The organism is Candidatus Aciduliprofundum sp. HYA1, assembly GCF_056175085.1.
Map to the genome: position 1 here is coordinate 237134 of NZ_CM149694.1, position 23902 is coordinate 261035.

Consider the following 23902-nt stretch of genomic DNA (forward strand, 5'->3'; position numbering starts at 1 on the left):
CATCACGGGGAGAATGCAAAAATCCATTGCTATCATCGTCCTGCTCCTTGTTCTATTGGTACCTCTGGCCCAGGCCCATGATGTGTCTGTAGATGCAAAGATAAGCGACAGGTACAACGGAACAATTGAGATCGTGCAGTACCTGAATGAGAGCACAAAGAAAAAATATGATCTGGACTCATCGGGAAACTTGAGCGGCATTGAGTTGAGCAACCTCTTGAAGGATAATCTTCTGCAATTAAACCTCACACCAGCAGGGGATTATTATTACCTCATAGGAAACCTCACCCTGGACGGTAGGCACCCTCTGGCCAATGTTCACGAAATAGCGGTGAACTACTCAAAGCCAATGCCTGTGAACGGAAAATCAAGAATCATCACAAGCATAACCTTCCACTTCTACCTTAACGGGACAAGTGATCATAAATTTGTTTTGAAACTGCCCCACTGCCAGGGATACTTCAAAATGACCCTCCCAAAAAACGATAGCGTGCTGAGAAGCAATCTTGTTGATGCCCATATGAGGAACAACGTCATTTCCGGGAAATTCAGGAATAGGGTTATCATTGAATTCAGAGAAACGAAATATTTCTGGATGGGGATATTTGCAGATTCCCTGGTTGTTATTGGCATTGGTATTTTCGTTCTGGCCGCATACAAGTTCAGGGGTGGAAGGAGCAAGGGCATAAAGCTCCTGATAAGAAGCACCCTTCGAAATTTAGTATCCCTTTTCATAGTTCTCACCATACTTTTTTACATCCTTTGGGTTGCAGGTCCACCCCTATCGGTCAGGGTAGGAGGAATATCAACCATAGTTACGAGATTCCAAATCATACAGTACTATCATCTCGATCGCCCGTGGTACGATCAGTACCTGAACTGGTGGCATCTTCTACTAACCGGGGGGATAACCAAGGGTGTTGAATGGGGACTGAAGGGACTATCCCTGCAAAAAGCCCTTGTGATCTCACTTGGCATATTCATTCTCACGGCTCTCTTCTCGTACCTGATTTCAATATATCTGGCCGTGAGGAAAAAGGGTTCAAGAAGTTTGGATCTCTACGCCGCCCTGTTTCTGGCCCTTTACTCCATACCAACCTTTTATGCAACCTATCAGTTCCTGCACCTCTTTGAGAATTATCCCCTGATTTACACCACACTGGTTGCACCCAGGGGATGGTTTGAGGAGTTCTTTCAGATTCTCTTCGCATCCTCCATCCTCACCCTGCTCACACTGGCGAGGCCCTATCTGATAGCAAGGGCCCTCGCAGTGAAGGAATACAGGGAACCCTATGTGAACACATTCAGAGCGGTTGGATTCGATCCAAGGAAGATAAGAAAATTTGTTAGAAGAAGCACGGAGATCCCAACAATTACTGATTCTGTGCTGAATTTTGGGTGGATACTCACCGCACAGGTGTTTCTGGAGGTTATATTCAAGATCAAGGGAATGGGGTATTTACTCTTCAAGGGCACTGTGAACGGAAATCCATTCCAACTTCAGATTTCAATCATCTACTTTTCCCTTGTTATGATTGCAGCATCAATATTCTCAGACATCGTTATCTACTATCTGGATCCGAGGGTGAGAAGATGAAGGGAAAAGGGTTGAAACTGAGCAGAACGGGTAAAATCGCCCTTGGAATACTCACAGTTTACATCATAATAGCATTGATCGTGCCCGCCTTACCCCTTCGCAATCCAACAGGATTCCACGCACCTCCTCAAGACATCTTCGTTCCCCAGATCGTGAATCAGTTCAACCTATCAGCATCCATAGACAACTTCACAATATACGGATACGACATATTTGCATTGAGTAAAAACGGACTCTTCATACATTACGATATGGTTCAGCACAGGATTGTGAGAACTTTCAACATCAATTCCTCCCATTTGTCGGAGATAAAAATACTCCATGTTGGAGAGTACGGTATGCCCATATTTCACACGGAGAATGCGGTTTACCTCTACTCACCAACGCAGGAAAAACTGTACAGAATTGATGTGGGAAATACCTGCAACGTTTATCCCATCCAGATACCTTTCTCTCAATACACGGGGTTTATCGCGGTGAATGCCACGGGAATGTACGCCTATTCATACAATCCCTACGAAAATGGAAGGCCATCATTAGTGTGGAATTTCTCCCTTGAAAAAAGGGTTCTGGGGATACATTATTCCTACAAAAATTTCTACATATCCACCCAGGATCGCTTGATAGCCCTCAACGATCACGGAAAGATTATCTGGAGCATTGATGGGAATTTCACCTCCAATCCCATATATATTCCCGTTTATGGAAACAACAGGATATACGTGGCATCAGGAACCCTCATAATGGGAATTTTTATGGCCAATGGAACTCCCTCCACAGATATAAGCATGGCAGTAAAGATCACACACCTGCACTACTACGGACAATCCCTATACGCCTATTCTCCACAGGGCATAGTGGGAAAGGTCAACACCCTAAGCGATAAGGGTTTTCTGTGGAAAATAGGCAATATAAGGGAGTACTCACTCTCACCATTTGTGGATGGTATGGGTGCAATTCTCAAGGATGGAAGGCTCATCTTTGTTCTCACCGGAGACGGGACGGTGCAATGGGGCACAAAGGGGAATTTCACAAAAATAGCACTGGGAGAGCAGGACCTAGTGCCGTACCTGTTTGCATTGCTGAACAACGAAAAATCCATCGTGCAGTACAGTTATTCTGGAAAACTCATAACACCGCTTCCTCCGAGTAAAAAGTACCTGCTGGGCACGGATTCCGCTGGAAGAGATGTACTCTCCCAGTTACTCTGGGGATTCAGAAATGAGATTTACATAGCATTTGTTAGCGGGCTCGCTGTGCTGATTCTTGGAACACTATGGGGACTAACGGCCGGTTATTTCTCCGGACTACCTGACGATTTGCTTCTTCTCCTATCCGATTCTTTCCTGTTCATACCCGCAATAGGATACGCAGCCCTCATGATTTACCTTTTCGGAATACAGCATCACATAATGGCCACAATCACAGCATCCATCCTTGCACTATCTCCACTTGAGGCCAGGGCTGTGAGAAACTACACAAAGGTGATAAAGGAAAAACCATTCGTTGAAAGTGCCAAGGTTTCCGGGGCCGGATTCTGGAGAATAATGTTCAAACACATACTCCCGGAAGTAAAGGGAATTTCAATGGTCTACGCATTGAGCGCCACGACAATGGCACTCTTGCTGGAAGTTGGCATATCATTTTTAGGATTTGGAAATTACGCAATACCCACATGGGGCTGGATGATAACCAATGCCTACTTCACAGGATACCTGGATAAATGGTGGCTCGTGGCACCTCCCCTTATTGCCCTATGGCTCCTGGTTTACTCCCTGTATTTACTCTCCCAGGAAATGTACACCACTGAGTACGTGAGATCCATAGAGAGCAGAACGCTCGATGAAGAATGAAAATTATTTATCACCCTTGCCATATCCCCAAGCATGGAGAGAAAGGACTACATAAAGCGCCTTCAACTGGTGGAGGAACTGAGGAGCATGGGTGTGGAGCCCTATCCCCAGAGCACGCCCATAACCAATTACATTGAGGAGATCGTGAGAGACCCGGATAGATTTATGGGCAAGGAGGTTGCCGTTGCCGGAAGGTTGTACGCCCTGAGGTTTCACGGCAAACTTGCATTTGGAGATTTACGCGATAATGGAACGAAGATTCAGGGCTTCTTCCGCCAGGATGTTCTGGGAGAGGAGCAGTACAGATTCCTGAAGAAATATGTTGATCGGGGGGATTTTCTGTGGGTAAAGGGGGAGGTGATGAGAACAAAGAGGGGCGAGTTAAGCGTTCTGGCAAAGGAGATAAAGATAGCCTCCAAGGCCCTCTACGACCTGCCCCACGAGTGGTTTGGCATAGGGGATGTGGAGAAGAGGTACAGGCAGAGGTATCTGGATCTTATGTTCAACCGGCAGGCCTTTGAGACATTCAGAAGGAGGAGCGAGATTGAGAAGGAGATTCGCAAGTTCCTCTGGGACAGGGGATTTCTGGAGATGGAGACTCCCATCCTTCAGCCCGTTTACGGAGGGGCCAATGCAAAGCCATTCAAGACGCATGTGAATGCCATAGACAGGGATTACTACCTCCGCATATCCGATGAGTTGTATCTGAAACGCCTGATAGTTGGCGGGTACAACAGGGTGTTTGAAATAGGCAAGGATTTTCGCAACGAGGATATAGACACGACCCATAATCCGGAATTCACCATGATCGAGATCTACCAAGCCTACGTGGACTACAAAGATATGATGGATCTCACAGAGGAGATGATAAAGCATGTTGCAGAGCAGATGGGCGTGGAGAGGGTCAAATTTGGAGAGCATGAGATTGATCTGACTAGACCTTTCCGTCGGGAGAGGATGCTTGATATGCTCGCCGGAAGGGGAATTGATGATAACACGAGCGATGAGGAGATAAAGGCATTGCTTGAGAAATACAAAATAAAGATGCCCCAGTACAACCGAGGCCTAGCCCTGGGCAAGTTGTTTGAGAGGGTGTGCGAAGAAGATCTCATTGAACCCGTTTTCGTCATAGATCATCCCAAGGAAACCACTCCCCTGTGCAAGTTGCATCGTGGGGATAAGAGACTCATTGAGAGATTTGAACTCTACATTGGAGGTGTGGAACTTGCAAATGGATATACCGAGCTCAACGATCCTCAACTGCAGGAGCATTTCTTCAGGGAGGAGGTGGAGCGTCGCACACTGGGAGATGAGGAGGCACACCAGTACGATGAGGATTTCATAGAGGCTCTCCGGTGGGGAATGCCACCCATGGGCGGCGTGGGCATAGGCATAGACCGCCTCACAATGATTCTCACGGGAAATACGAGCATAAAGGAGGTCATACTCTTTCCCATACTGGCTCCAAAAAAGGACTAGGAGAGAAATTCAAAAACTCTCCTAACATAACCGTCCCTGTCAATCTGGATGCTCCTCACATGGGCGGCATCGGTTACCCATAGTTCAATATCCTTCCCGGATCTTTCCACAAACTCCCTTATCTCCTCAACCCTAACAAGGGGATCATTTTTCCCGGCCACTATGAGAACCTTCGCCTTGAGATCTTTCGCAAACAGGAACGGGTTCGTGTTTTTGAAATTCGCTCCGGATATTAGAATGGCAAAGGGCTTTACAAGGGCATACAGGGATTCCGGCAGGTTGGCAAAGTACTTGAGTCCCCTTGCACCTGTTCTATCCGTATATATGTACGGGCTATCGGCCACCACCTTCTCCACACTCTCCAATGTGGCCGCTTTTAGGGCGAGAAATCCGCCCATTGAGTATCCCACAACATAGATGTGCCCACATCTTTTCCTTGCATAATTTATGGCTGTAACCACATCTTCAAATTCCTTATCCCCTATGGTTGTGTGCTTTCCATCGCTTTCCCCGTGGGCACGGAAGTCAAAGGTGAGCACAGAATATCCACCCTTCCAGAGTTCCTCCATCATTGGTCTCATGTAAACCCTGTCCCACCTGCTGACGCTGTAGCCATGCAGGAGGACCACGCATCTTTCATCCCCCTTTATGAACCATCCCTTCAGTTTGAGTCCATCTGAAGTTCTGAGTTCTATGTCCTCGTACTGGGCACCAAAATCCTTGGGAGTCCAGGAATCCCTGAACCTGGCTGGAGTGACCAATTTGTATCCCACGAAGGCTGCGAAAAGCAGGAAAATAAACACAATAAAAATTAAAATGGAGATTATAACCCATATCATTTTTCACAGCTCCTCGGTGGCCTCTATGGCATCTTCCATTGATGGTTCGTTCTTCCCCCTGTCCAGATGTTTCATTGCCCATATGAGCGGAAGGGCTATTATGACAAATAAGGCTCCAACGGGGAACAGAACCTTGTAATTCCCTCCCGCTAGGTGCACTATGGCACCACCGACCACACCTGCTATAAGTATGGGGAATGACTTTGTGGCCTCGAAGAATCCATAGTACCTGCCGTTGAAGAACTCCTTTTCGTACCTGTTCAGGAGATCTCCAATCACAGGCCAGGATGTTGCCATGAGCATACCCCAGCCAATACCTGCAATACCCATGGCCTCGGTTATCTCCACACTTGTGGTTACAAACCAGCCCCAGATAAAGGGTACCAGGAACACAATCCCACCAATCACTATGGACTTTCTCCTGCCTATCCTGTCGTAAAGTGATCCCCCAATGAGGGCACCCACAAGAACGGTTATGTTGAAAAGGGCCATTATTGCCGCTCCCAGAGTGAGAACCTTCTGGGTGTGGAGAATTGATTCAAGTATCCCGTAGAGAAACACAGCAATGAACTCAAAACTGAGCCACCAGAGAATCTGGGCAGAGTAGAACTTCACAAAATCCCTGTCGGCGAGTATGGCCCTGAGATACTCCCCCAAACTCTCCTCGGGGGCCTCCTCTGGATAGGCGGGTTCCTTAACGCGGAAGTATACTATCAATCCAGATACCACCAGGAAGAAGCCCACTATGGCAAAGGGGATCCAGAGGTAATGGGCCATCATCATAGCATCAATGCTGGTATCTGCCTTTGGAATCTTACTGAGGGCAAGGGAGGAGATTATTGCAACCAGCCCAAAGAGGAGCAGATTACCACCCCACTCAAAGAAGGTTATCACACCGCTGGACTTACCACGCTGGCCACTGGGAACAACATCGGGCATAAGGGAGCGGTACTGGGCCACGAAGAAGTACATAAAGAAGTAGAACACGGCAAGAAGAAGGGCGAACAGAAGGAGTGGGGATGATGCGATGAATGAGAAGTACACAGCGAAGATCGAGAGTGTGGACGCTATGGCTCCCCACAGGATGAATGTGGTTCTCCTTCCCCTTCCGGAGCGGTAGGTGTCGCTGTAATATCCCATAAGAATAGGCACAACTATTCCCATCAATCCCTGCAATGCCAGTATTGAACCTATGACAAAGGGATCCGTGGTATAGCTCTGCAAAAGCTTGAAGGATAATGCCTTGTTTATTGCCCAACCGGTGCTCATGCTGAATCCAACGAAGGCAATGGCCAAAATCACTTTAAATGATACACCTCTTTTCTTAGGAGTCATTGTAGAGATAATTTCCTTTGTGCTTAAATATTTTGTTATTCCTGGGAAATCTTAATTAGGTTGTGCGAATTAAGATGAATATGGTGACTGAAGCCCTAGTGTATGAGGAGAAACTTGTATCAAAACTCAACGCGGTCATGTTCATCATCATAGGTGCCTTTTTCATGTACCTGATGTATTACTCATTCACCCAGCACCTCCTGGGTTCAATAATCCTGACCCTGGTTGTTCTTGCTATCATAGGGTTCATAGGAGCCAATTTTTCAGTTATGAGCATAAAGATTCTGCCAGATTGCCTCGTTGTCTCCTTCGGCATATTCAAAAAGATATTTGAATGGAAATACATAGAGAATTGCCGGGAGGATGACAGGCATGGAATGAGATACGGAGGATGGGGCATAAGATACGCAAGGATAAACGGTATGCCTGTGGTAGCATACATAGTGGAAAACAAGCCCCGTGTTGTTATCACGCTCAGAGAGTCAAGATACCGAGAGTTCGTATTTTCAACCTCAAATCCGGAGAGAGTTATGGCCCTGCTTAGACAGAAAATTGAAAACTGGAAAAAATGAGCCAACATTTTATATTGAGAATGCCATTCACACCCATGCAACCCTGGGAGAGGATCAGGGGTGAGAAAAGCGATCTCCTGTCAAATAAAAAAATTGCACTATGCATAACAGGCAGCATTGCCGCAGTTGAGACCGTAAAACTTGCAAGGGAACTGCTGAGGCACGGGGCTGATGTGTACCCCTACATGACCAAAAACGCCCTCAAATTCGTTGGAGAGGATGCCTTGCTCTTTGCCACAGGGCATCACCCCATCACAGAACTCTCAGGATTGGATGAGCATCTTTACGATTTTGATTCAATTCTCGTTGCCCCAGCCACGGCAGACATAATCTCGAAGGCGGCATGTGGCATATCGGATGATGCCGTGAGCACGCTCATACTTGCAAATTTGAATAAAAATCCAATATTTGTTCCATCAATGTCCCAGAGCATGTACGAAAATCCAATTTTGCAGGCAAATATGGAAAAACTACGAGAGTATGCAACCTTCATAGAACCGAAATTTGAGGAGGATAAGGCCAAAATGCCGGATCTGGAGAGAATAGTCGCAGAGGTGATTCACTCTCTTCATAAAGAACTCAGAGGAAAGAGAATCATGGTGATTGGGGGTGCTGGCTACGAAAAATTTGACAATTTCAGGATAATAACCAACCTTGCCACCGGGAGAATGGGGATCGAAATAGCCCGATATGCGTATTATTACGGAGCGGATGTCACCCTTCTTCTCGGCCTCCATTCAGTCCAGGTACCCTCCTACATGAATTTCAGGGGATTCGGCTCTATTTCAGACCTTCTGAATATGATTGATGAGATGATCAACTACGATGCCATAGTGGTGCCTGCCGCCCTACCGGATTTCAAACCAGAAAGGAGGGAGGGAAAGATAAAGAGCCTTGAAGAATTCAGCAGGGTTGATTTTGAGGAAAATCCAAAATTCTTGAGAGAACTCAGAAGGAGATTTGAAGGTTTCCTCGTAGGTTTCAAGGCGGAAAGTGAAATAGGCCGTGAAGAACTCATAAAAAGGGCGAGGCAGAGAATGAAGGAATACTCCCTGGATATGGTCATTGCAAACCTTCTGGAGGATGTTAAGGAAGACCGCACAAAGGCAATTGTGATCTTCAGCGACGAGGACATGGAAGAATTTGAGGGGCCCAAGGAAAGGCTTGCAAAGAGAATAGTTGAACTTATGGCGGAATCCATATGATAAGGGCATTCTCCCCAGGAAGCATTACGCTTTTTTTCGAGATTCGAGACGAAAAAAAGGATCCTCTCAGGAGAGGTTCAAGGGGAGTGGGTGTGTGCATATCAAAGGGCATGGTAACCAAGGTGAGTAAAGGCGATAAACTGGAGATTTACCTGAACGGTAGAGAGATCAAAAATTCAATACAGGAAGATATTGCAAAAATTTATGGGTTTTCAGGAAAGATAGAGAGTTTCACCGATTTGCCCGTTTCCCAGGGATTCGGTATGAGTGCGGCTGCAGCCCTGAGCACGGCGCTGGCCATTGAGAGAATGAAGAACGGAACCTATATGCACGCAGCCCAGGTGGCCCACATGATAGAGATTGAAAGACAAAGTGGGCTGGGAGATGTGGCATCCCAGTACGAGGGGGGCTTCACCGCGCGCATAAGGGGGGGTATCCAGCCCTACGGCATTGTGGACCGGATTTTCTTCCCTGATACTCCCATGACCATAGTTATCCTTGACGAGGGCATAGAAACAAAGGGAGTAATAGGGGAGGAAGAGATGAGGAGGCGAATAAAAAAGGAGGGACGCAAGGCCATGGAGAAATTCTTAAGGGCCCCCTCTCTAAAAAATGCCATAAAAATTGCAAGAGAATTTGCCCTGAACACCGGGCTCATAAATGAGGAGGGAAGGAACCTCCTACAGGAGTGCGAGGGTGCCACCATGGCCATGATCGGTAATTCGGCTGTGATATTTGGAGATTGCAAGGAAAATTTGATTGAGGAGTATCCATCATACCGCGTGAAATTGGGAGACAGGGCAGGAATTCTCAGTTCTCCACAATCTCCTCGTTAACAAATTTTACAATCCTCCCCACATCCTTATCAAGGGTATCCACATTCAACTTCATAAACACGTACACCACATTTGTAGACGGGGTTAAAGATACATGCTTCACATCCCTTGGATTTGAAAGAGAATCCACCAGTTTTCTCAGTTTATCAAGATCCTCCTTTTTCTCAAATAGTGCCTTGAACTTCACGCGCTCATTTTCATGCCCTATGTAAACTTCCTCCTTTCTTAGCACAGGCTCGTTTTCTATACGTGGGGCAAGGTGATAGTAACCTTCCTGAATCAGATGCGCCTCTCTCCTTATCTTGGTGTATGGATATATGACAATGTATATCCTGTCATGCCTGGTGGTTATCTTGGCCAAGGGATAGTAAAATGCGCTCTGCCTGGGCACGAGGGTTACCGTAAAATCGAATTCCTCAATATTATCCCTCTGAACCTTGAAATAGGCCCTGTACCCAACATATCCACCGAGCCAGGTGAAATTTTTGTCCTTTGGATCTGTAATCTCTGTTATTATCCTTATTGATTTTTCCATAAGCGCTATGTTTTTCTTTCTGCCCCTGTAGAATTGCATGGATGCCACAGCGGCAAGGATCATTATTATGAAAATCAGGAGCATGCTCGTATAGGTATCCATTTTTCATTCCTCCACGATCAATTTTCCAAATTTTTTCAACTTCTCAAACCCCCTGGGCTCCGTTTCTTGCATGGAAATTTTGATTATATCAATACCCTTAAACTTCTGAAAAATCTTATACAAGGTCTCTTTCTGGGTATCCATCTTCACCTTCAATTGGGGAATATCCAATTCCAACTCTATAACCTTGTTGACTACAATAAGATTCAGAGGGATTTTGAACTTGTTTAAACTTTCCTTGGCCCTCTCTGTCTCGTAGAGTGATAGCATCTCAGGACTCATCACTCCAACCACTGAGGTACGGGCATCATCTGTCAATATTTTTAGAACAAAATCAACCTCCCCTCTGTATTTTTCCAATTCCTTCAGAACAGCATCGTCTCTCTCCCGAGAGGGGAGTCTGTATTCCTTTCCCTCAATCACGAATTTTCGTTCTCCCTGAATTTTCTCTATGGCCAAACGCTTATCCAGAATTTTTTTCCTTATGTCTATTAACTTCTCGCTCCAAATCTTGGCTATTTGGGGAAGGGCTAATACTCTCAGAGTCAATCCAGTTGGTGGGGTATCAAAAATGATAATATCCCACTCATCTCCCTTCAAGAGAATATCCCTTATGGCTTCCAAGGTGGCGTATTCCTCAATGCCGGGAGAGTAACTTAGCACCTCAAAGTACTTTTCAAGATTTATTACCGTGAGATAACGATACATATACTTCATACTGTCCTCAAGATGCTTCAGATAAGATTTGATTACCCTCTCCATATCCAACTCCATGGCAAATAGGTTCTTCCCTATCTCCTTGGGCTTATCGTTAAGGGGAAGCATGAACACATCCCCAAGGTTGTGGGCAGGATCAAGGGAAACTATGAGTACCCTGTAACCGAGAGAGGAAAGGTAGGCTGCCACCGCGGAGGAGCAGGTGGTCTTGCCCACACCACCCTTACCTATGAAGAAAAGAACGCGAAATCCTTTCTTGGGTTTGAAATACTCTCTCATATAAACACCTCATTCAATATCCATCAGCCCGGCCATCTCCCCCAAAATATCATCCATATCAACCGCCCTTCTCTGCATAACGTATATCTCACGAACCATGTGGGGCATTATGCGCATTACCAGAGTGGTGGGTGGTGATGGAATGCCCACAAAGGACCCCATCAGAAGAATTGCAAATACATTCTCAAGTTCCCTCTCTTCAAACTCTATGAACTCCGTGGACTGCGCCTTGAAAGAACCAAGAAAACCCTCAAAGAAGTACTTGATTTTTTTTAGCATATTATCCCCCATGGTCAAAAAAAGATAAAAAGGTTAGGAAGGAGCCACACCGAACTCCTCTGCAGGTTTCTTCCAGGACAGGTAGAACTCGTAGGCAAGCACGAAGTTCAAAAGCAATCCGATGACCGTTATTATACCCACCGCAATCTCCGTGCCAAGATTGGTCATGTGGGGCACCACAACAACAAGGTACCACAACAGTGCGGCCGTAACGGTGATCCAAAGGAACAGGGCAGGTATGAGGACGGCCCAAGTCCAGTTACCTGCACGCTGAATCTTGGCGACCCACAGTGCCGCAGTCATCATGGCAATTGATGCAAGCATCTGATTCATACCTGCAAATGCAGGCCACAGCACCTTGTAGGATGCACCCCATGCCAAGTATACCCCGAAGGCGGATATGATGAAGGATGCAACCCACTTGTTGGTTATTGCCTTGTACCATCCCGCAGAGGTATCCTTTGTGACCATGCTGAATAGTTCCTGCCAGGAGAATCTCCCAAGTCTCGTTGCAGTATCCAGAGATGTGAGGGCAAACGCAGATACCCACAGTACAACAAAGGTCTTTGCTATTGTTAGATTCAATCCGAAGAAATCATGGGCCCCCTGGGCGTAGGAGGCTATGAAGGTTCCAAGACCGCCAACACTGATATACTTGGCACCCCACTGGGCCGCTGTGAGGCCCGTAAGTTGAAGTCCATAAACTCCAATTGAGGCAATCACCAGTGTGGCAAGGAAACCCTCCGTGAACATACCACCGTATCCAACCATGAGGCCATGAATCTCATTGTCCAACTGTTTGGAAGAGGTGCCCGATCCAACTAGAGAGTGAAAACCGCTCAAAGCACCACATGCTATTACCAGTGGAATCGTTGGCCAGAATGGAGAGGGCAGGCCTCCCACAACGTTGGCAGACCACATGGTATAGGCGGGCACGCTCACCGTTTTGAAAAGCCCTATGAAGGCAATTGCTCCCATCGCCAGGCCGAACCACAGAAGGTAGGAGTTTATGTAATCCCTGGGCTGCAGCAATATCCAAACAGGCAGAGAGGATGCTATTATTATGTACACCCACATTATGATTACCCAGTACCTGTAGGCCTGCATGTACGCGGCTGTTCCAAACTTGGTCTGACCCTGGACAAATATCAGAGGATAATTGTAGCCAATCCACACCACCAGACCCAGGAGAAAGAGACCTATGGCAGTGCTGACATAGAAATTCAACTTCACCCTGTACATCAACCATCCGAGGAACACCGCAACAACAAGAAGAAGCATCGTCGCAGTGGCTGCCTGAGGCACTGTGGTGAGAAGTTTTGATACAACCGCAACGAAAGCTGCCACCACCAGCATCAGTGTGAACCATATGTACATCTGGAAGGATACACCCGTGCCATGGCCCATTAACTTTCCAGATACCCACTGTATTGATTTTCCATCGTAGCGCACCGAGGCCATGAGGGAAAGGTAGTCGTGTACTGCACCAATGAAAACATTTCCAAACCAGACCCAGAGAAGACCTGGAAGCCAGCCCCAGGCCATTGCCATCGCGGGTCCAACAATGGGACCTGCACCCGCTATGCTGGCAAAATGGTGCCCGTATAAAACCATGGGATGTGCGGGCACATAGTCCACACCATCGTATTTCGTATGTGCAGGCGTCGGTCTGTTGGGATCAGCTCTTACAACCTTTTTCTGCAAACTCTTACCATAGGTGTAGTAAAGAACAATGTATATCACTACAGCAATTAATACAAGTACTGCCGAGTTCATTTTCAGTCCTCCCTCAATGATATATATGAACAATCCCGTATTTATGATTTTCGAAATAATAATATAAAAAATTTTGCACCCTGGCATTTTTATGCGCCCTTATTTATCCACCATTCCAAAAAGAAAAAATTTATCTTTATTCCCAGATTAGGGTGAACCAATGGATTTAAGGAAGGTTATTGTTGAGGAATTGCTCAAACATGAGATTCTTGTTGAGCCAGAAGTTGTGGAGTACATAATAGAGAATGGTGGAGTTGACTACCTGCCCTCATTCCTATCAAAATACGGGAATTCCACCTTTGTGAGCCTTTCCTCCATATTCCCTCCGAAAGTGGAGGTTGTAGAGGAGGTAAAATCAGAGGAAAAGATCGTGGAGAAGCCAGCGGAAAAAAGCACATTCACAAGGCCTGAGGCCTACGAGTATGACTGGGATTTTAAAATTCTAATAGATCCCGGATACACCCAGAGTTCCGGAAAGGTTGACGATTTCAGATCTCTTTTCCTGGACAGGTACAAGAGACTATCCAAGTATGTTAGAAGGAATTTCCTCATGCGGGGAGCCACGGACATAACAAATATAAGCGGGGGAGAGGTGAGAATAATAGGACTCGTGGACGAGTTGAGAAGGACCTCAAGGGGATCTCTCAGTTTTTACCTTGAAGACCCCACCGGAAAGGTGAAATGCATATACCAGGGGGAGGATTTTCTGCTAAACGATGAAGTTGTTGGCGTGGTGGGAACCTACCGTGAGGATGGAAATTTCGTGTATGTAAAGGAAATAGTCAGACCTGGATTTAGAAAACCCCAGAAGAATAGAAGAATTGAGGAACCCATAGGCGCCGTTATAATATCGGACGTTCACATAGGTAGTAAAATGTTTCTACGCAAGAACTGGGAAAAATTCATCACCTGGCTAAAGAGCGGGAGAGATGGGGCAGAGACAGTAAAATACCTGATAATCGGCGGAGATCTCGTGGACGGAATAGGAATATACCCGAATCAGGAGGAGGAACTTGAAATAATTGACATTTACAAGCAATATGAGGCCCTGGCAAATTACCTTGCAGATTTGCCTGATTACATAAAGGTCATTATGATCCCTGGAAACCATGATCTTGTGCGAAACACCGAGCCCCAGCCACCGCTTCCCCATGATATCCAGTCTCTTTTCAATGGAAATGTTGAGTTCCTAAGCAACCCATCCGTCTTCTCAATTCATGGATACACCTTCCTGATTTATCACGGAGCAACCCTAAACGACCTTGTGGAACTCATACCGGGGGCCAGTTATGAAAATATTGCACCAATAATGAGTCATATACTGGAGATGAGGCATCTTGGACCGAGTTACGGAGGCAAAGTACCCATAGCCCCACTCCCCAGGGATTTCCTGGCCATAGACCTCGTACCGGATGTTTTCATAACTGGACATGTGCACGCCTTCACCTACAGCAATTACAAGGGCGTGCATATGATAAACGCATCATGCTGGCAGGCACAGACAAAGTACCAGAAGATGATGAACTTCAACCCAGTGCCGGGAAAGGTCGCTCTGCTGAATTTCCATACGGATGAGGTCAAAATATTATCCTTTTGATATCCATGGGTGAAGCCTTATTCACCAATTCGTAGGGGGTCATCAATCTTCTGAAAATTATGAATCTTGCCCTCTCTCCAATCTGATTATCCACAATCCCCAGTATCTTCCTTGGATTTTCAGTTGCCATCTTCAATATCTCCTCGGGAGATGCATGGCCGTAAACCCTGGATAATTTGTATGCAATTTCCATTTCCCGGAACATTGAGGGTAGGGAGAACATCCCATTATCGGTGCCCAATGCAAGGATGATTCCATATTTCAATAAACGCGGTATGTTTGGGATCTTACCGAAGAAAAGATTTGATCTGGGAGTGATAACAACAGGCACTCCTCTTTCCCCCACCTTCTGTAAATCCTCATCACTTGCCTCAAGCATGTGCACGATGAAACTTGGATTAAGGGAGAGAACGAAATCTATGTCCTCCCTTACCCTCTCGGAAACATGTATTGCGAATAATTTTCCCTCTTTTCTTGCATCCATGACCATTTTGATTATAAAATCCCTATCATAATCACTTATGCTGCTGAGTCCCACGCCCAGGGCCTCAGGGTTGATACTTCTCGCAAATATTATTGGCTTTATTTTAAATCCTCCAGAGGCCTTCAAAAGAAGTTCAACCCCCTCATCCCCACCTTCACGAAAATCCACAAAATGGGATATGCCCTCTCTCTGCATATATTTCATTGCCCTTCTCATGCCCCGATACACCTTCTTCCTGTTCCTCAGAACCTTGTACTTATACCCTCCGGGGCCAACAATTTCCGCAATACCTCCTATGGGCTCCTCCTGGGCGCAGAAATCCCCAATATGGGTATGCATATTTATGAAGGTAGGTATAACAGTGCCACGGATATCGTAATCCCTCTCCCTTCTAAAATCCTCAACGTATCCATCCTTGATCACCACCGTTCCCTTCTCAAACCTTCCCTGCCAAAGAATGTTTCCGTAAACTCTCACGGTTCCAAATCACCTTGTTATTAAAAAGTTTTTCACTAACCCATATATTGCAAAATGAATAAAAATAGGGTTCCAACGAGCATCGTCAACAGGCCCACGACGGTTCCAAACCTGAACCACTCTCTATCAGATACAGGATAACCGTACCTCTTTGACAGTGATACGGAAACCACACCTGCGGATGAACCAATGGGCGTGATGTTTCCGCCCAACCCGACTCCCATGGCAAGGGCCCACCAGAGAAGTCCGGTGTGATACGTGCTAGCCATACTTCCTACCACCGGTATGAGCGCTGCTGTAATTGGAATGTTATCCACCACGGAGGATGTCAGCCCGGAAACCCAGAGAATGATTATGGAGGCAATGAGAGGGTTGCTGGAGATGGAGGACAGGGCATCTGCCATTTCTGAAAGCAACCCGGTTTCGCTCAACCCACCCACAAGCATAAATAGGGATATGAAAAATATGAGAGTTGGCCATTCAACAGATTCAAAGGCCTTCTTTGGGTCTTCCATGGTGATTAAAAGGGCCATGGTACCACCAACCATCGCAACCAGGGCTGGAGATACCAGTGTGTAATCCTGAAGCCCAAAAAATAGGATCATAAAGCCAAGAAGTATGAGAAGATATTTCATGGTTTTCGGGTCCTTAATGTAACTTTCAGGATCGAGCTTCATAAGGTCCTCTATGTGCCGGGCCTTGGTATTTATCCATTTAGCGTAGAGATATCGGGAAATGATAAGGGATAGAAAGAGGGCACATAGGATTGGAGGGAAGAGATGCACAAAAAAAGCGTTGAAGGAATATTTGGATGCGGAGGCTATCAAGATGTTTGGAGGATCTCCTATCATCGTGGCCACTCCTCCCACATTCGAGAATATGGCCTCTCCAAGTATTATTGGTACCGGGTCAATTTCGAGCAATTCGGCAACCTCAACAGTGAGAGGTATCATAAGAAGGATCGTGGTGACATTATCTATAACCATTGAAACAAAGGTTGTTATGAGGGTTAAATAGAGAAAGATGAGCCATACCCTGCCACGGGATAGTTGTATGGCTTTTATTCCAACGTACTTGAAGAATCCAGTGTTTGCCAGTTGCCCCACGTAGGTCATCATCCCAAAAAGGAGAAGGATCACACCCCAGTCCACATATTCAAGTGCCTTCTCAAAATTCATAAAATGGAGTGTGTATCCTGCCGTTAGCATTAGGAACACTCCGAAAAGTGCGGCAACAGTTCTATCAACCTTACCGCTGAATATTAAAATGTAACTGAATATGAAGATCAATAGTGCAACAATCTGCACTATGCCCGTTTGAACCACCTCTTCTTCAGAGCACTGACAAAAATCACTGGAATTGGAGAGTGGGTGGCCACAATCTGAGCCATGTGCCCGATGTGCCTGCGGAAAATGCGTCTGTGGCCCACGCCCATCACAACAAGATCGCTGGTGGCAAAATGCCTCATTAGCATATCCCTGTCCTTGAAACTCTCAATGGAGCGCTTTACACTCACATCCAGATACTTTGCTCTCCACACCACACTATCCAATTTTCTTGAGGCATCTTCATTTCCCTCCCTTATGTAGAGGGCTTCAAGCCTTGCCCTGTAAGAGGATGCAAGCAGGATTGCATAGTTCTCAGCCCTCTTTGAAATGCCCGTGCCATCGGTGAGAAGAAGGATGTTTTTTATCTCATATCTTCGGCACTCTTCCGCAAGGGTTAGAACGGGAATTGTGCTTATTCTAAGCACGTTCCTTATTGTTGAGCCCATCCTGTGTGCAGAGGCGGTCGATTTTCTGCAGTACACGCGCATGGCTATTATATCCAAATCATGAATTTTTGCGTATTTCACAATCTCCCTTGAGGGTAATCCCTCAAGAATATGGGTGTGTATGAGATGTATGCCCTCCTCTTCCAGGAGGGACTCCGCATGCTGAATAGCCCTTCTGGCGCTCTCCTTCATCTCCCTGTAAAGGATATCGGTCATCTGCACGCCCCTCTCATAGGTGTTAACAACACTTATCACATGGAAATCCGCAAATGGAAATGTCCGCGCCACGTACCTTATAACATGGTCCTCAAGCCCATAACCATCCGTAGGAATCAGAATTTTCTTGATCATCGGGGATGTTATCTTCATCAAAGTATTTATCTTTAAGCCCTTCCAAAAAATAATAAATACCCAGGTCAATTACCCACCATGAAGGATTACTTCACCATGGACGACTTCAATTTCAGGGGCAAGGTTGTTCTCGTGAGGGTTGATGTGAACTCTCCCATGGACCCGGCCACAAACACAATACTGGATTATTCAAGATTTGAAGCCCATAGGCAGACACTGGCAGAACTGAAGGATGCCAAGGTTGTAATTCTAGCCCACCAGAGCAGGCCGGGAAAGATGGATTTCACCCCCCTGAAGGCCCACGCGGATGTGTTCACAAAAATATTGAACAGAAGGGTGAAATTTGTCCCGGATCTATTTGGCGAGTACGCCTTGAAAGAGATTGAAAATATGAAAAATGGAGATTACCTGCTCCTGCAAAACACGAGATTTTACTCGGAAGAGTACTGCCTGAAAAAGGGATTTGAACATACGCACATAGTGAAGGAACTATCTTCCATGGCAGATTATTTCATAAACGATGCGTTTGCAGCCGCCCATAGGGCCCAAACGAGTTTGATAGGCTTTGCTTCCAAGATGCCCATGATTGCGGGGCGTCTGATGGATAGGGAGATAAAGATGCTGCGCAAATTCATAGAACTGAATGAGCATCCAAAGGTGGCGGTACTTGGAGGCGCAAAGGTTGACGATTCGATAAAGGTTGCAAAGAATTTTCTTGAAAGGGATATCGTGGACTTTGTTCTCACTGGTGGTGTCGTGGCATCCATTTTTCTAATAGCAAGCGGGGTGGATGTTGGTCCAGGCACATGGGATTTCATAAAGAGGGAGTATGAAAATTACCAGGAACTTATAGACCTGGCAAAGAATCTTCTTGATAGATTCCCAGAAAGAATAAAAATTCCCGTGGATGTTGTTGTAAACAAAAACGGAAAGAGAAAGGGCATGCCCGTGAGCATGCTCCCCAGCGAGTACCCAATATTTGACATAGGACTGGATACCGCCACAGAGTACGAGAGCATGATAAGGGAGGCAAAGGGAACCGTGCTCAACGGTCCCATGGGAGTGTTCGAATTGTCCGAATTCTTTGTGGGCACCGTCATGGTAATGAGAGGCATAGCAGAAAGCAAGGGATTCAAGGTTGCCGGAGGAGGACATACCATTGCAGCCCTAGAAAAATATGGACTGAAAAATTACTTTGATCATGTGAGCACGGGAGGAGGCTCACTCATAAGCTTCCTATCTGGAGAGAGGATGCCAGTCATAGAGGCCCTGAAGGAGTCATACTCAAGATTCACATCAAAGTAATCCCCTCTTCTTAAAATAGTAAAGCATGAAAATCGCAACAAGAAACATCAGGGCGAGGGAATAAAAATAACCATACTCCCACTGGATCTCCGGCATATTTCTGAAGTTCATTCCATAAATCCCGGTGATCAGGGTGAGAGGCATCATTATAGTGGCTATTATGGTGAGAATCTTCATCACCTCATTCATCTTCATGGTCACCGTGTTCTGCATAAGTTGTATGGCCACAGTGGCACCGTCAACCAGGTATTCTATGCCATCTATGAGTTCGTTCACATCCCGCAGAATCTGGGATGCATCTTCATTTCCCTTTTCCACAGCCCACTCAAGTACATTTCTCATACGGATGTAATCTTTATGGATGGCAAAAAGGGTCTTCTTTACCTTTAAAATCTCCTGAAGGGTGGATGATGAGTACTCATGCAGGGATTTGTTCTGCAACGCTTCAACCTTGTTTTCCAGACGCTCCATGGTTCTGTATTCATACTGTATCAAACTCCATACCACGTCCAGAGGAGTGTCCCTCTTCACCAGATAACCCTTTATTTCATCAAGAGTATCCTTGCCGGTCTTCAATGTTAACAGATCTTCACCATCCCCCCAGCTTAAATACACCATATGGGGCTTGTATTCATTTTCAAATCCGTGAAGTCTCAGAACAAGGACGTACTTACCAGAATCTTCCCTGAATTTGGGTCTCTGCTGAACCCGCTCCTCCACAATGTGTATCCTCATCAAAAAAAGAAGGTTTTAGATGTATTTAACCTTTATCTCCTGCCGAGATTGAGGAAATTTTTAAAGATCTCCTCACCGTACTGGGTATGCTGAACCTCCGGATGAAACTGCACCCCGTATATAGGCTTCGTTCTATGCTTTATGGCCTGATACCTGCAGTTCTTTGAATGGGCAAGTCCCACAAGATTGGGGCCGAGTTCCTTTATCTCGTCGTTATGGCTCTCCCAAGCAATGAAACTCTCTGGGATTCCCTGAAACAGGTCGTCTGGCTCGTCCACTATTATCTCCGTCTTGCCGTATTCGGGATACTCTGCAGTTGAACTCCTACCTCCAAAATGCTCTGCTATTAGTTGAGCACCCACACATATTCCAAGAATAGGAACGTCCAGATGATCAAGATATAGGCCCTGATTTCCAAGTTTTTGTTTCTCGTAAGCTATGCTCGGAGCGCCCCCTGAAAGAACCAAGGCATCTGCATCCTGCAACTCCTCCAGCGGAGTTGTGTTTGGAACTATGACCGCATCCACATCCAGGTATTTCAGCACTCTCCATTCCCTGTGGGTCCACTGACCACCGTTGTCAATGACATACACCCTCATAATGCCTCACTTTGAAATTTCCATGTTTAGAGCAGTTGAAATCTCCTTGTAGCGATTCCTTATGGTCACTTCAGTCACACCTGCAACCTCTGCAATTTCCTTCTGAGTCCTGGGCTCGTTGAGCATATTGGCCGCTATGTAGATGGCCGCAGCCGCCACTCCCGTGGGCCCCTTTCCGGAGGTTATGCCAACATCTGTTGCCTTCTGCACAATCTCCTCGGCCTTATTGACCACGTTCTTATCCAAGCGCAACTTGCTGCAGAACTGCGTGATGTAGGAATTCGCCGTTGTGGGCTTGAGATTCAAATTCAATTCCTTGGTGAGGTGCCTGTAAGCGCGACCTATCTTCTTCTTATTCAGTTCACTTGCCTTGGCCACCTCGTCAAGGGTGCGAGGCATCCCCACCTTGCGGCATGCGGCATAGATGCTGGCTGCCACGATACTCTCTATGCTCCTTCCCCTGATGAGATTCTTTTCAACGGCCTTGCGGTATATTATGGCCGCAGTCTCACGCACATCCTTTGGTAGGCCCATCTTGCTTGACACATTGTTCAATTCCTGAAGTGCCACGGATAGGTTTCTCTCGGCGGCGTTGCTCACCCTTATGCGCTGATGCCACTTTCTAACCCTGTAGATCTGGGCCCGATTCTTGTGAGGTATTCTCTTTCCGTAGGAATCCTTATTGCTCCAGGATATCTCTGTGGCAAGGCCCTTGTCGTGGCTCAGAAATGTGAGAGGTGCCCCTGTCCTGGCGCGTTTCTCATCCTGCTCCGCATCAAAGGCCCTCCACTCTGGCCCCTGGTCAATAAAGGAATCCTCAATCACAGCACCACAATCACCACAAACAAGTTCACCACGTTCATAATCCCATATAAGATGGGTGGAACCGCACTCTGGACATTGCTTTATGTATTCTTCCTTAGGTCTCCTTGCCATCATATCACCCATATAAATACTCTGTGCCTATGCGTAGCGGGCGTCCTATATAAAACTTTCGAAAGAAATTTTTATTTCCTTTCAGATTCCCAACATTAATACAAAAATCCAGGCAAAAGAGGGTCTATCTGTTGGTACACTCAACCTCCGTTTCTATATCTATTATGTGCTCCAAAACACACTCCAGTTTGGACAGATTATCCAGGAGTTCCTTCATCTTGTAGTTAAACTCATCATCTTTACTCTTGGCTACAATAGATTCCGCCATATGTTTTAGAGGCCTTATTTCCTTTTCCAGAAGAGTTTTCGGCTGTTTTAAAAAAGTTTCCAGGAAGTATAGAACAGGGTGGATCATCTTCATCCATCCCCTCTTTAGATAAGAAAAAAGATGAATTCAGAAAATTTATATTCTCATAGCCGCCTCAAAACCCTCGTGCACAGCAGAATAAATGTTCCGAACGCTCTTTGCATCTCCAAGAATGACCGTGGGAATATTTTCCAGCGAGAATGGCACAAATGGACGAGAGCCAAATGCAGCCACCAGAGCATCAGCTTCAAGCACAAACTGCTCGCCATCTCGCTCAACTATTATCCTCCCATCCCGTGATACATCCACTATCTTGGTTGAGATGAGAATTTTCACTCCCTTTTCCTTGAGTTCGTGGAGGAGATATCTACGAGAAAGGGTCTCCATACCCATCGCAATCTCTGGAAGCATCTCAATTATCGTTACCTCATTATCCTCAGCTAGAAGATTTGCGGTCTCACAGCCCACGAGGCCACCACCCCCAACCGCAATTCTCTTTCCGTGGAACTTCACATCGCCACGCAGAACATCATCGTAGAGATACACAAAATTGCGAACGGGCGGGCAGGGTACGATCGGGCGAGAGCCTGTTGCAATGAGAACCACATCAGGAGCGAGAGAAAGAACATCCTGCTTCAACGCGCGCTTGTGGTACATTTTTATTTCGTATTTTTTCAGTTCCTCACGGTAATACTCAATCATCCATTTTATCTTCTCCTTACCCGGCGGCATTGCTGCAAGGTTCAGCGTGCCTCCAAATTCATCGTAGAAGAGATGAACCTCGTGCCCGCGCATTGCCGCAATTCTCGCAGCTTCCAGTCCTGCAGGGCCACCACCAACAATCACCACTCTTTTTCTTTCCCTGGCGGGTTCTATCTCTATTTCCATTCCAACCTGCGGATTGGCACCGCATCTTATCCTCGTATCCTCATCGTGCCGGGCCTTTATGCACTCGCTGCAACCTATGCATTTTCTTATTTCTTTTTCTCTTCCCTCCTTGACCTTCACGAGCCAGTCAGGATCCGCAATTAATGTGCGGCCCAGAACAATCATATCCGCCTTTGTGCGAAGCACATCCACAGCCACCTGCGGCTCCCTTATCATGCCAACCGCGGCCACAGGCACCCTGAGGGGACGAATCCTTTCTGCAAGATAAGCGCGCCACGCCTGCTGGAACGGCATCGGCTCAAGGCGCAATTCCTTCGGGCCCAATCCTATGTCCGCCTGAATCATGTCATAATGGTCCTGCAGAACCTTCGCAATTCTGCTCCCCTCTTCAAGGGTTATGCCTCCTTCCTTGAAATCATCCACCGCTAGGCGTATGGTCACGGGAAAATCACCACCGCAACGCTTTGCTATTTCCTTTCTTATTTCTATGGCGAATTTCTCGGGGGTGCGCCAGTCATCATCACGATTGTTCGTGAGCGGGGATAAAAATTGATTCACTATGAGTCCGTGGGCACCCTGCACCTCAACCATATCAAATCCCGCCTTGCAGGCAATTTCGGCTGCCGTGCCGTAATGCTCTATTATTCCCCATATTTTCTCCTCGCTCAGAAAATCCACGCCCCTCTTTTTCCAGCCCTCGTGGGTGAGCTCAACAGAGATTCGAGATTCATATTTCTTCAACCTTTTGGCGATTTCGTGCCAGTCCTCGTAAAACTCCCAGGAATCTATGCGTGGCTCGTAGGCCCCGTGCTTTCCCTCCGGGAAGGAGATGCAGGAGTTTTCCACGATTATTAATCCAACCTCGCCACGGGCACGGCGCTCGTAATGCCTGATGAACAAATCAGTTAGATGACCATCATCGCGGGCGAAATTGGTGGATATGGGCGGAAATATGGCCCTGTTTGGAACCTCAACCTTTCCTATTTTAATCGGAGTGAAGATTTCATCGTACATGTCTTTCGGCATGCCGAAAAAGTATTTCAAA

Annotated in this window: 22 protein-coding genes; 8 read left to right on the forward strand and 14 right to left on the reverse strand. The window is 46.5% G+C overall.

Annotation, left to right across the window (positions count from 1 at the left end; all coding sequences use genetic code 11):
* Positions 1 to 13 precede the first annotated feature (13 nt).
* From AC0S1O_RS01365 to lysS, 3 genes are read left to right on the forward strand one after another with little or no spacing between them, the layout of a single operon-like run.
* The gene (locus tag AC0S1O_RS01365) at positions 14 to 1597 is read left to right on the forward strand and encodes an ABC transporter permease subunit (RefSeq protein WP_475393971.1); all 1584 of its coding nucleotides are present in this window, start codon (positions 14 to 16) and stop codon (positions 1595 to 1597) included.
* Positions 1594 to 3450: an ABC transporter permease gene (locus AC0S1O_RS01370; RefSeq protein WP_475393972.1), complete on the forward strand. Its 1857-nt coding sequence runs from the start codon at positions 1594 to 1596 to the stop codon at positions 3448 to 3450. Before AC0S1O_RS01365 ends, AC0S1O_RS01370 begins: the two co-directional genes overlap by 4 nt.
* Positions 3451 to 3483: 33 nt before the next feature.
* Entirely contained in the window at positions 3484 to 4929 is a 1446-nt protein-coding gene (gene lysS / locus AC0S1O_RS01375) for a lysine--tRNA ligase (RefSeq protein ID WP_475393973.1), read from the forward strand.
* Here lysS and AC0S1O_RS01380 read toward each other — a convergent pair.
* Both AC0S1O_RS01380 and AC0S1O_RS01385 read right to left on the reverse strand, forming a co-directional pair.
* A complete protein-coding gene (locus AC0S1O_RS01380) occupies positions 4926 to 5768 on the reverse strand; it encodes an alpha/beta hydrolase (protein ID WP_475393974.1) in 843 nt (280 codons plus the stop codon). The genes lysS and AC0S1O_RS01380 overlap by 4 nt on opposite strands.
* A 3-nt stretch (positions 5769 to 5771) precedes the next feature.
* Positions 5772 to 7103, reverse strand: coding sequence for an MFS transporter (locus AC0S1O_RS01385; RefSeq protein ID WP_475393975.1), 1332 nt, complete (start codon positions 7101 to 7103; stop codon positions 5772 to 5774).
* Positions 7104 to 7183: 80 nt separating this feature from the next.
* Here AC0S1O_RS01385 and AC0S1O_RS01390 point away from each other — a divergent pair, with 80 nt between their 5' ends.
* From AC0S1O_RS01390 to AC0S1O_RS01400, 3 genes are all read left to right on the forward strand, one after another.
* Positions 7184 to 7675: a hypothetical protein gene (locus AC0S1O_RS01390; RefSeq protein ID WP_475393976.1), complete on the forward strand. Its 492-nt coding sequence runs from the start codon at positions 7184 to 7186 to the stop codon at positions 7673 to 7675.
* Between the two features lie 35 nt (positions 7676 to 7710).
* Positions 7711 to 8880 carry a bifunctional phosphopantothenoylcysteine decarboxylase/phosphopantothenate--cysteine ligase CoaBC gene (gene coaBC / locus AC0S1O_RS01395; protein WP_475393977.1) on the forward strand — a complete coding sequence of 390 codons (1170 nt, stop codon included), beginning with the start codon at positions 7711 to 7713 and terminating at the stop codon, positions 8878 to 8880.
* 86 nt (positions 8881 to 8966) lie between these two features.
* A complete protein-coding gene (locus AC0S1O_RS01400) occupies positions 8967 to 9716 on the forward strand; it encodes a GHMP family kinase ATP-binding protein (RefSeq protein WP_475393978.1) in 750 nt (249 codons plus the stop codon).
* Here AC0S1O_RS01400 and AC0S1O_RS01405 read toward each other — a convergent pair.
* From AC0S1O_RS01405 to AC0S1O_RS01420, 4 genes are read right to left on the reverse strand one after another with little or no spacing between them, the layout of a single operon-like run.
* The gene (locus tag AC0S1O_RS01405; protein ID WP_475393979.1) at positions 9691 to 10353 is read right to left on the reverse strand and encodes a hypothetical protein; all 663 of its coding nucleotides are present in this window, start codon (positions 10351 to 10353) and stop codon (positions 9691 to 9693) included. The genes AC0S1O_RS01400 and AC0S1O_RS01405 overlap by 26 nt on opposite strands.
* A gap of 3 nt (positions 10354 to 10356) precedes the next feature.
* Complete coding sequence (locus tag AC0S1O_RS01410; protein ID WP_475393980.1) at positions 10357 to 11349, reverse strand: ArsA family ATPase; 993 nt, start codon at positions 11347 to 11349, stop codon at positions 10357 to 10359.
* A gap of 9 nt (positions 11350 to 11358) precedes the next feature.
* The gene (locus AC0S1O_RS01415; RefSeq protein WP_475393981.1) at positions 11359 to 11628 is read right to left on the reverse strand and encodes a DUF7990 family protein; all 270 of its coding nucleotides are present in this window, start codon (positions 11626 to 11628) and stop codon (positions 11359 to 11361) included.
* Positions 11629 to 11661: 33 nt separating this feature from the next.
* Positions 11662 to 13404, reverse strand: a complete 1743-nt coding sequence (locus AC0S1O_RS01420) for a carbon starvation CstA family protein (protein WP_475393982.1) — start codon at positions 13402 to 13404, stop codon at positions 11662 to 11664.
* 160 nt (positions 13405 to 13564) lie between these two features.
* Between AC0S1O_RS01420 and AC0S1O_RS01425 the strand changes: the two genes are divergently transcribed.
* On the forward strand, positions 13565 to 15001 hold the full coding sequence (locus tag AC0S1O_RS01425; RefSeq protein WP_475393983.1) for a DNA-directed DNA polymerase II small subunit: 1437 nt from the start codon (positions 13565 to 13567) through the stop codon (positions 14999 to 15001).
* On the opposite strand, the gene AC0S1O_RS01430 is transcribed toward AC0S1O_RS01425, so the two are convergent.
* From AC0S1O_RS01430 to AC0S1O_RS01440, 3 genes are read right to left on the reverse strand one after another with little or no spacing between them, the layout of a single operon-like run.
* Positions 14982 to 15962, reverse strand: coding sequence for an amidohydrolase family protein (locus AC0S1O_RS01430; protein ID WP_475393984.1), 981 nt, complete (start codon positions 15960 to 15962; stop codon positions 14982 to 14984). The genes AC0S1O_RS01425 and AC0S1O_RS01430 overlap by 20 nt on opposite strands.
* Before the next feature lie 35 nt (positions 15963 to 15997).
* The gene (locus AC0S1O_RS01435; RefSeq protein ID WP_475393985.1) at positions 15998 to 17287 is read right to left on the reverse strand and encodes an ArsB/NhaD family transporter; all 1290 of its coding nucleotides are present in this window, start codon (positions 17285 to 17287) and stop codon (positions 15998 to 16000) included.
* Positions 17269 to 18105 carry a universal stress protein gene (locus AC0S1O_RS01440; protein WP_475393986.1) on the reverse strand — a complete coding sequence of 279 codons (837 nt, stop codon included), beginning with the start codon at positions 18103 to 18105 and terminating at the stop codon, positions 17269 to 17271. The genes AC0S1O_RS01435 and AC0S1O_RS01440 overlap by 19 nt, the downstream gene beginning before the upstream one ends.
* Positions 18106 to 18165: 60 nt before the next feature.
* On the opposite strand from AC0S1O_RS01440, the gene AC0S1O_RS01445 reads away from it, so the two are divergent.
* Positions 18166 to 19392: a phosphoglycerate kinase gene (locus AC0S1O_RS01445; protein ID WP_475393987.1), complete on the forward strand. Its 1227-nt coding sequence runs from the start codon at positions 18166 to 18168 to the stop codon at positions 19390 to 19392.
* Here AC0S1O_RS01445 and AC0S1O_RS01450 read toward each other — a convergent pair.
* The 5 genes from AC0S1O_RS01450 to AC0S1O_RS01470 form a co-directional block, all read right to left on the reverse strand.
* Positions 19384 to 20127, reverse strand: coding sequence for a CorA family divalent cation transporter (locus tag AC0S1O_RS01450; RefSeq protein ID WP_475393988.1), 744 nt, complete (start codon positions 20125 to 20127; stop codon positions 19384 to 19386). The two genes, AC0S1O_RS01445 and AC0S1O_RS01450, sit on opposite strands and share 9 nt — an antisense overlap.
* 32 nt (positions 20128 to 20159) lie before the next feature.
* Entirely contained in the window at positions 20160 to 20726 is a 567-nt protein-coding gene (locus tag AC0S1O_RS01455; protein ID WP_475393989.1) for a GMP synthase subunit A, read from the reverse strand.
* Between the two features lie 6 nt (positions 20727 to 20732).
* A complete protein-coding gene (locus AC0S1O_RS01460) occupies positions 20733 to 21674 on the reverse strand; it encodes a transcription initiation factor IIB (protein WP_475393990.1) in 942 nt (313 codons plus the stop codon).
* Between the two features lie 112 nt (positions 21675 to 21786).
* Complete coding sequence (locus AC0S1O_RS01465) at positions 21787 to 22023, reverse strand: hypothetical protein (RefSeq protein WP_475393991.1); 237 nt, start codon at positions 22021 to 22023, stop codon at positions 21787 to 21789.
* Positions 22024 to 22065: 42 nt separating this feature from the next.
* Positions 22066 to 23883 carry an oxidoreductase gene (locus tag AC0S1O_RS01470; RefSeq protein WP_475393992.1) on the reverse strand — a complete coding sequence of 606 codons (1818 nt, stop codon included), beginning with the start codon at positions 23881 to 23883 and terminating at the stop codon, positions 22066 to 22068.
* Positions 23884 to 23902 lie beyond the last annotated feature (19 nt).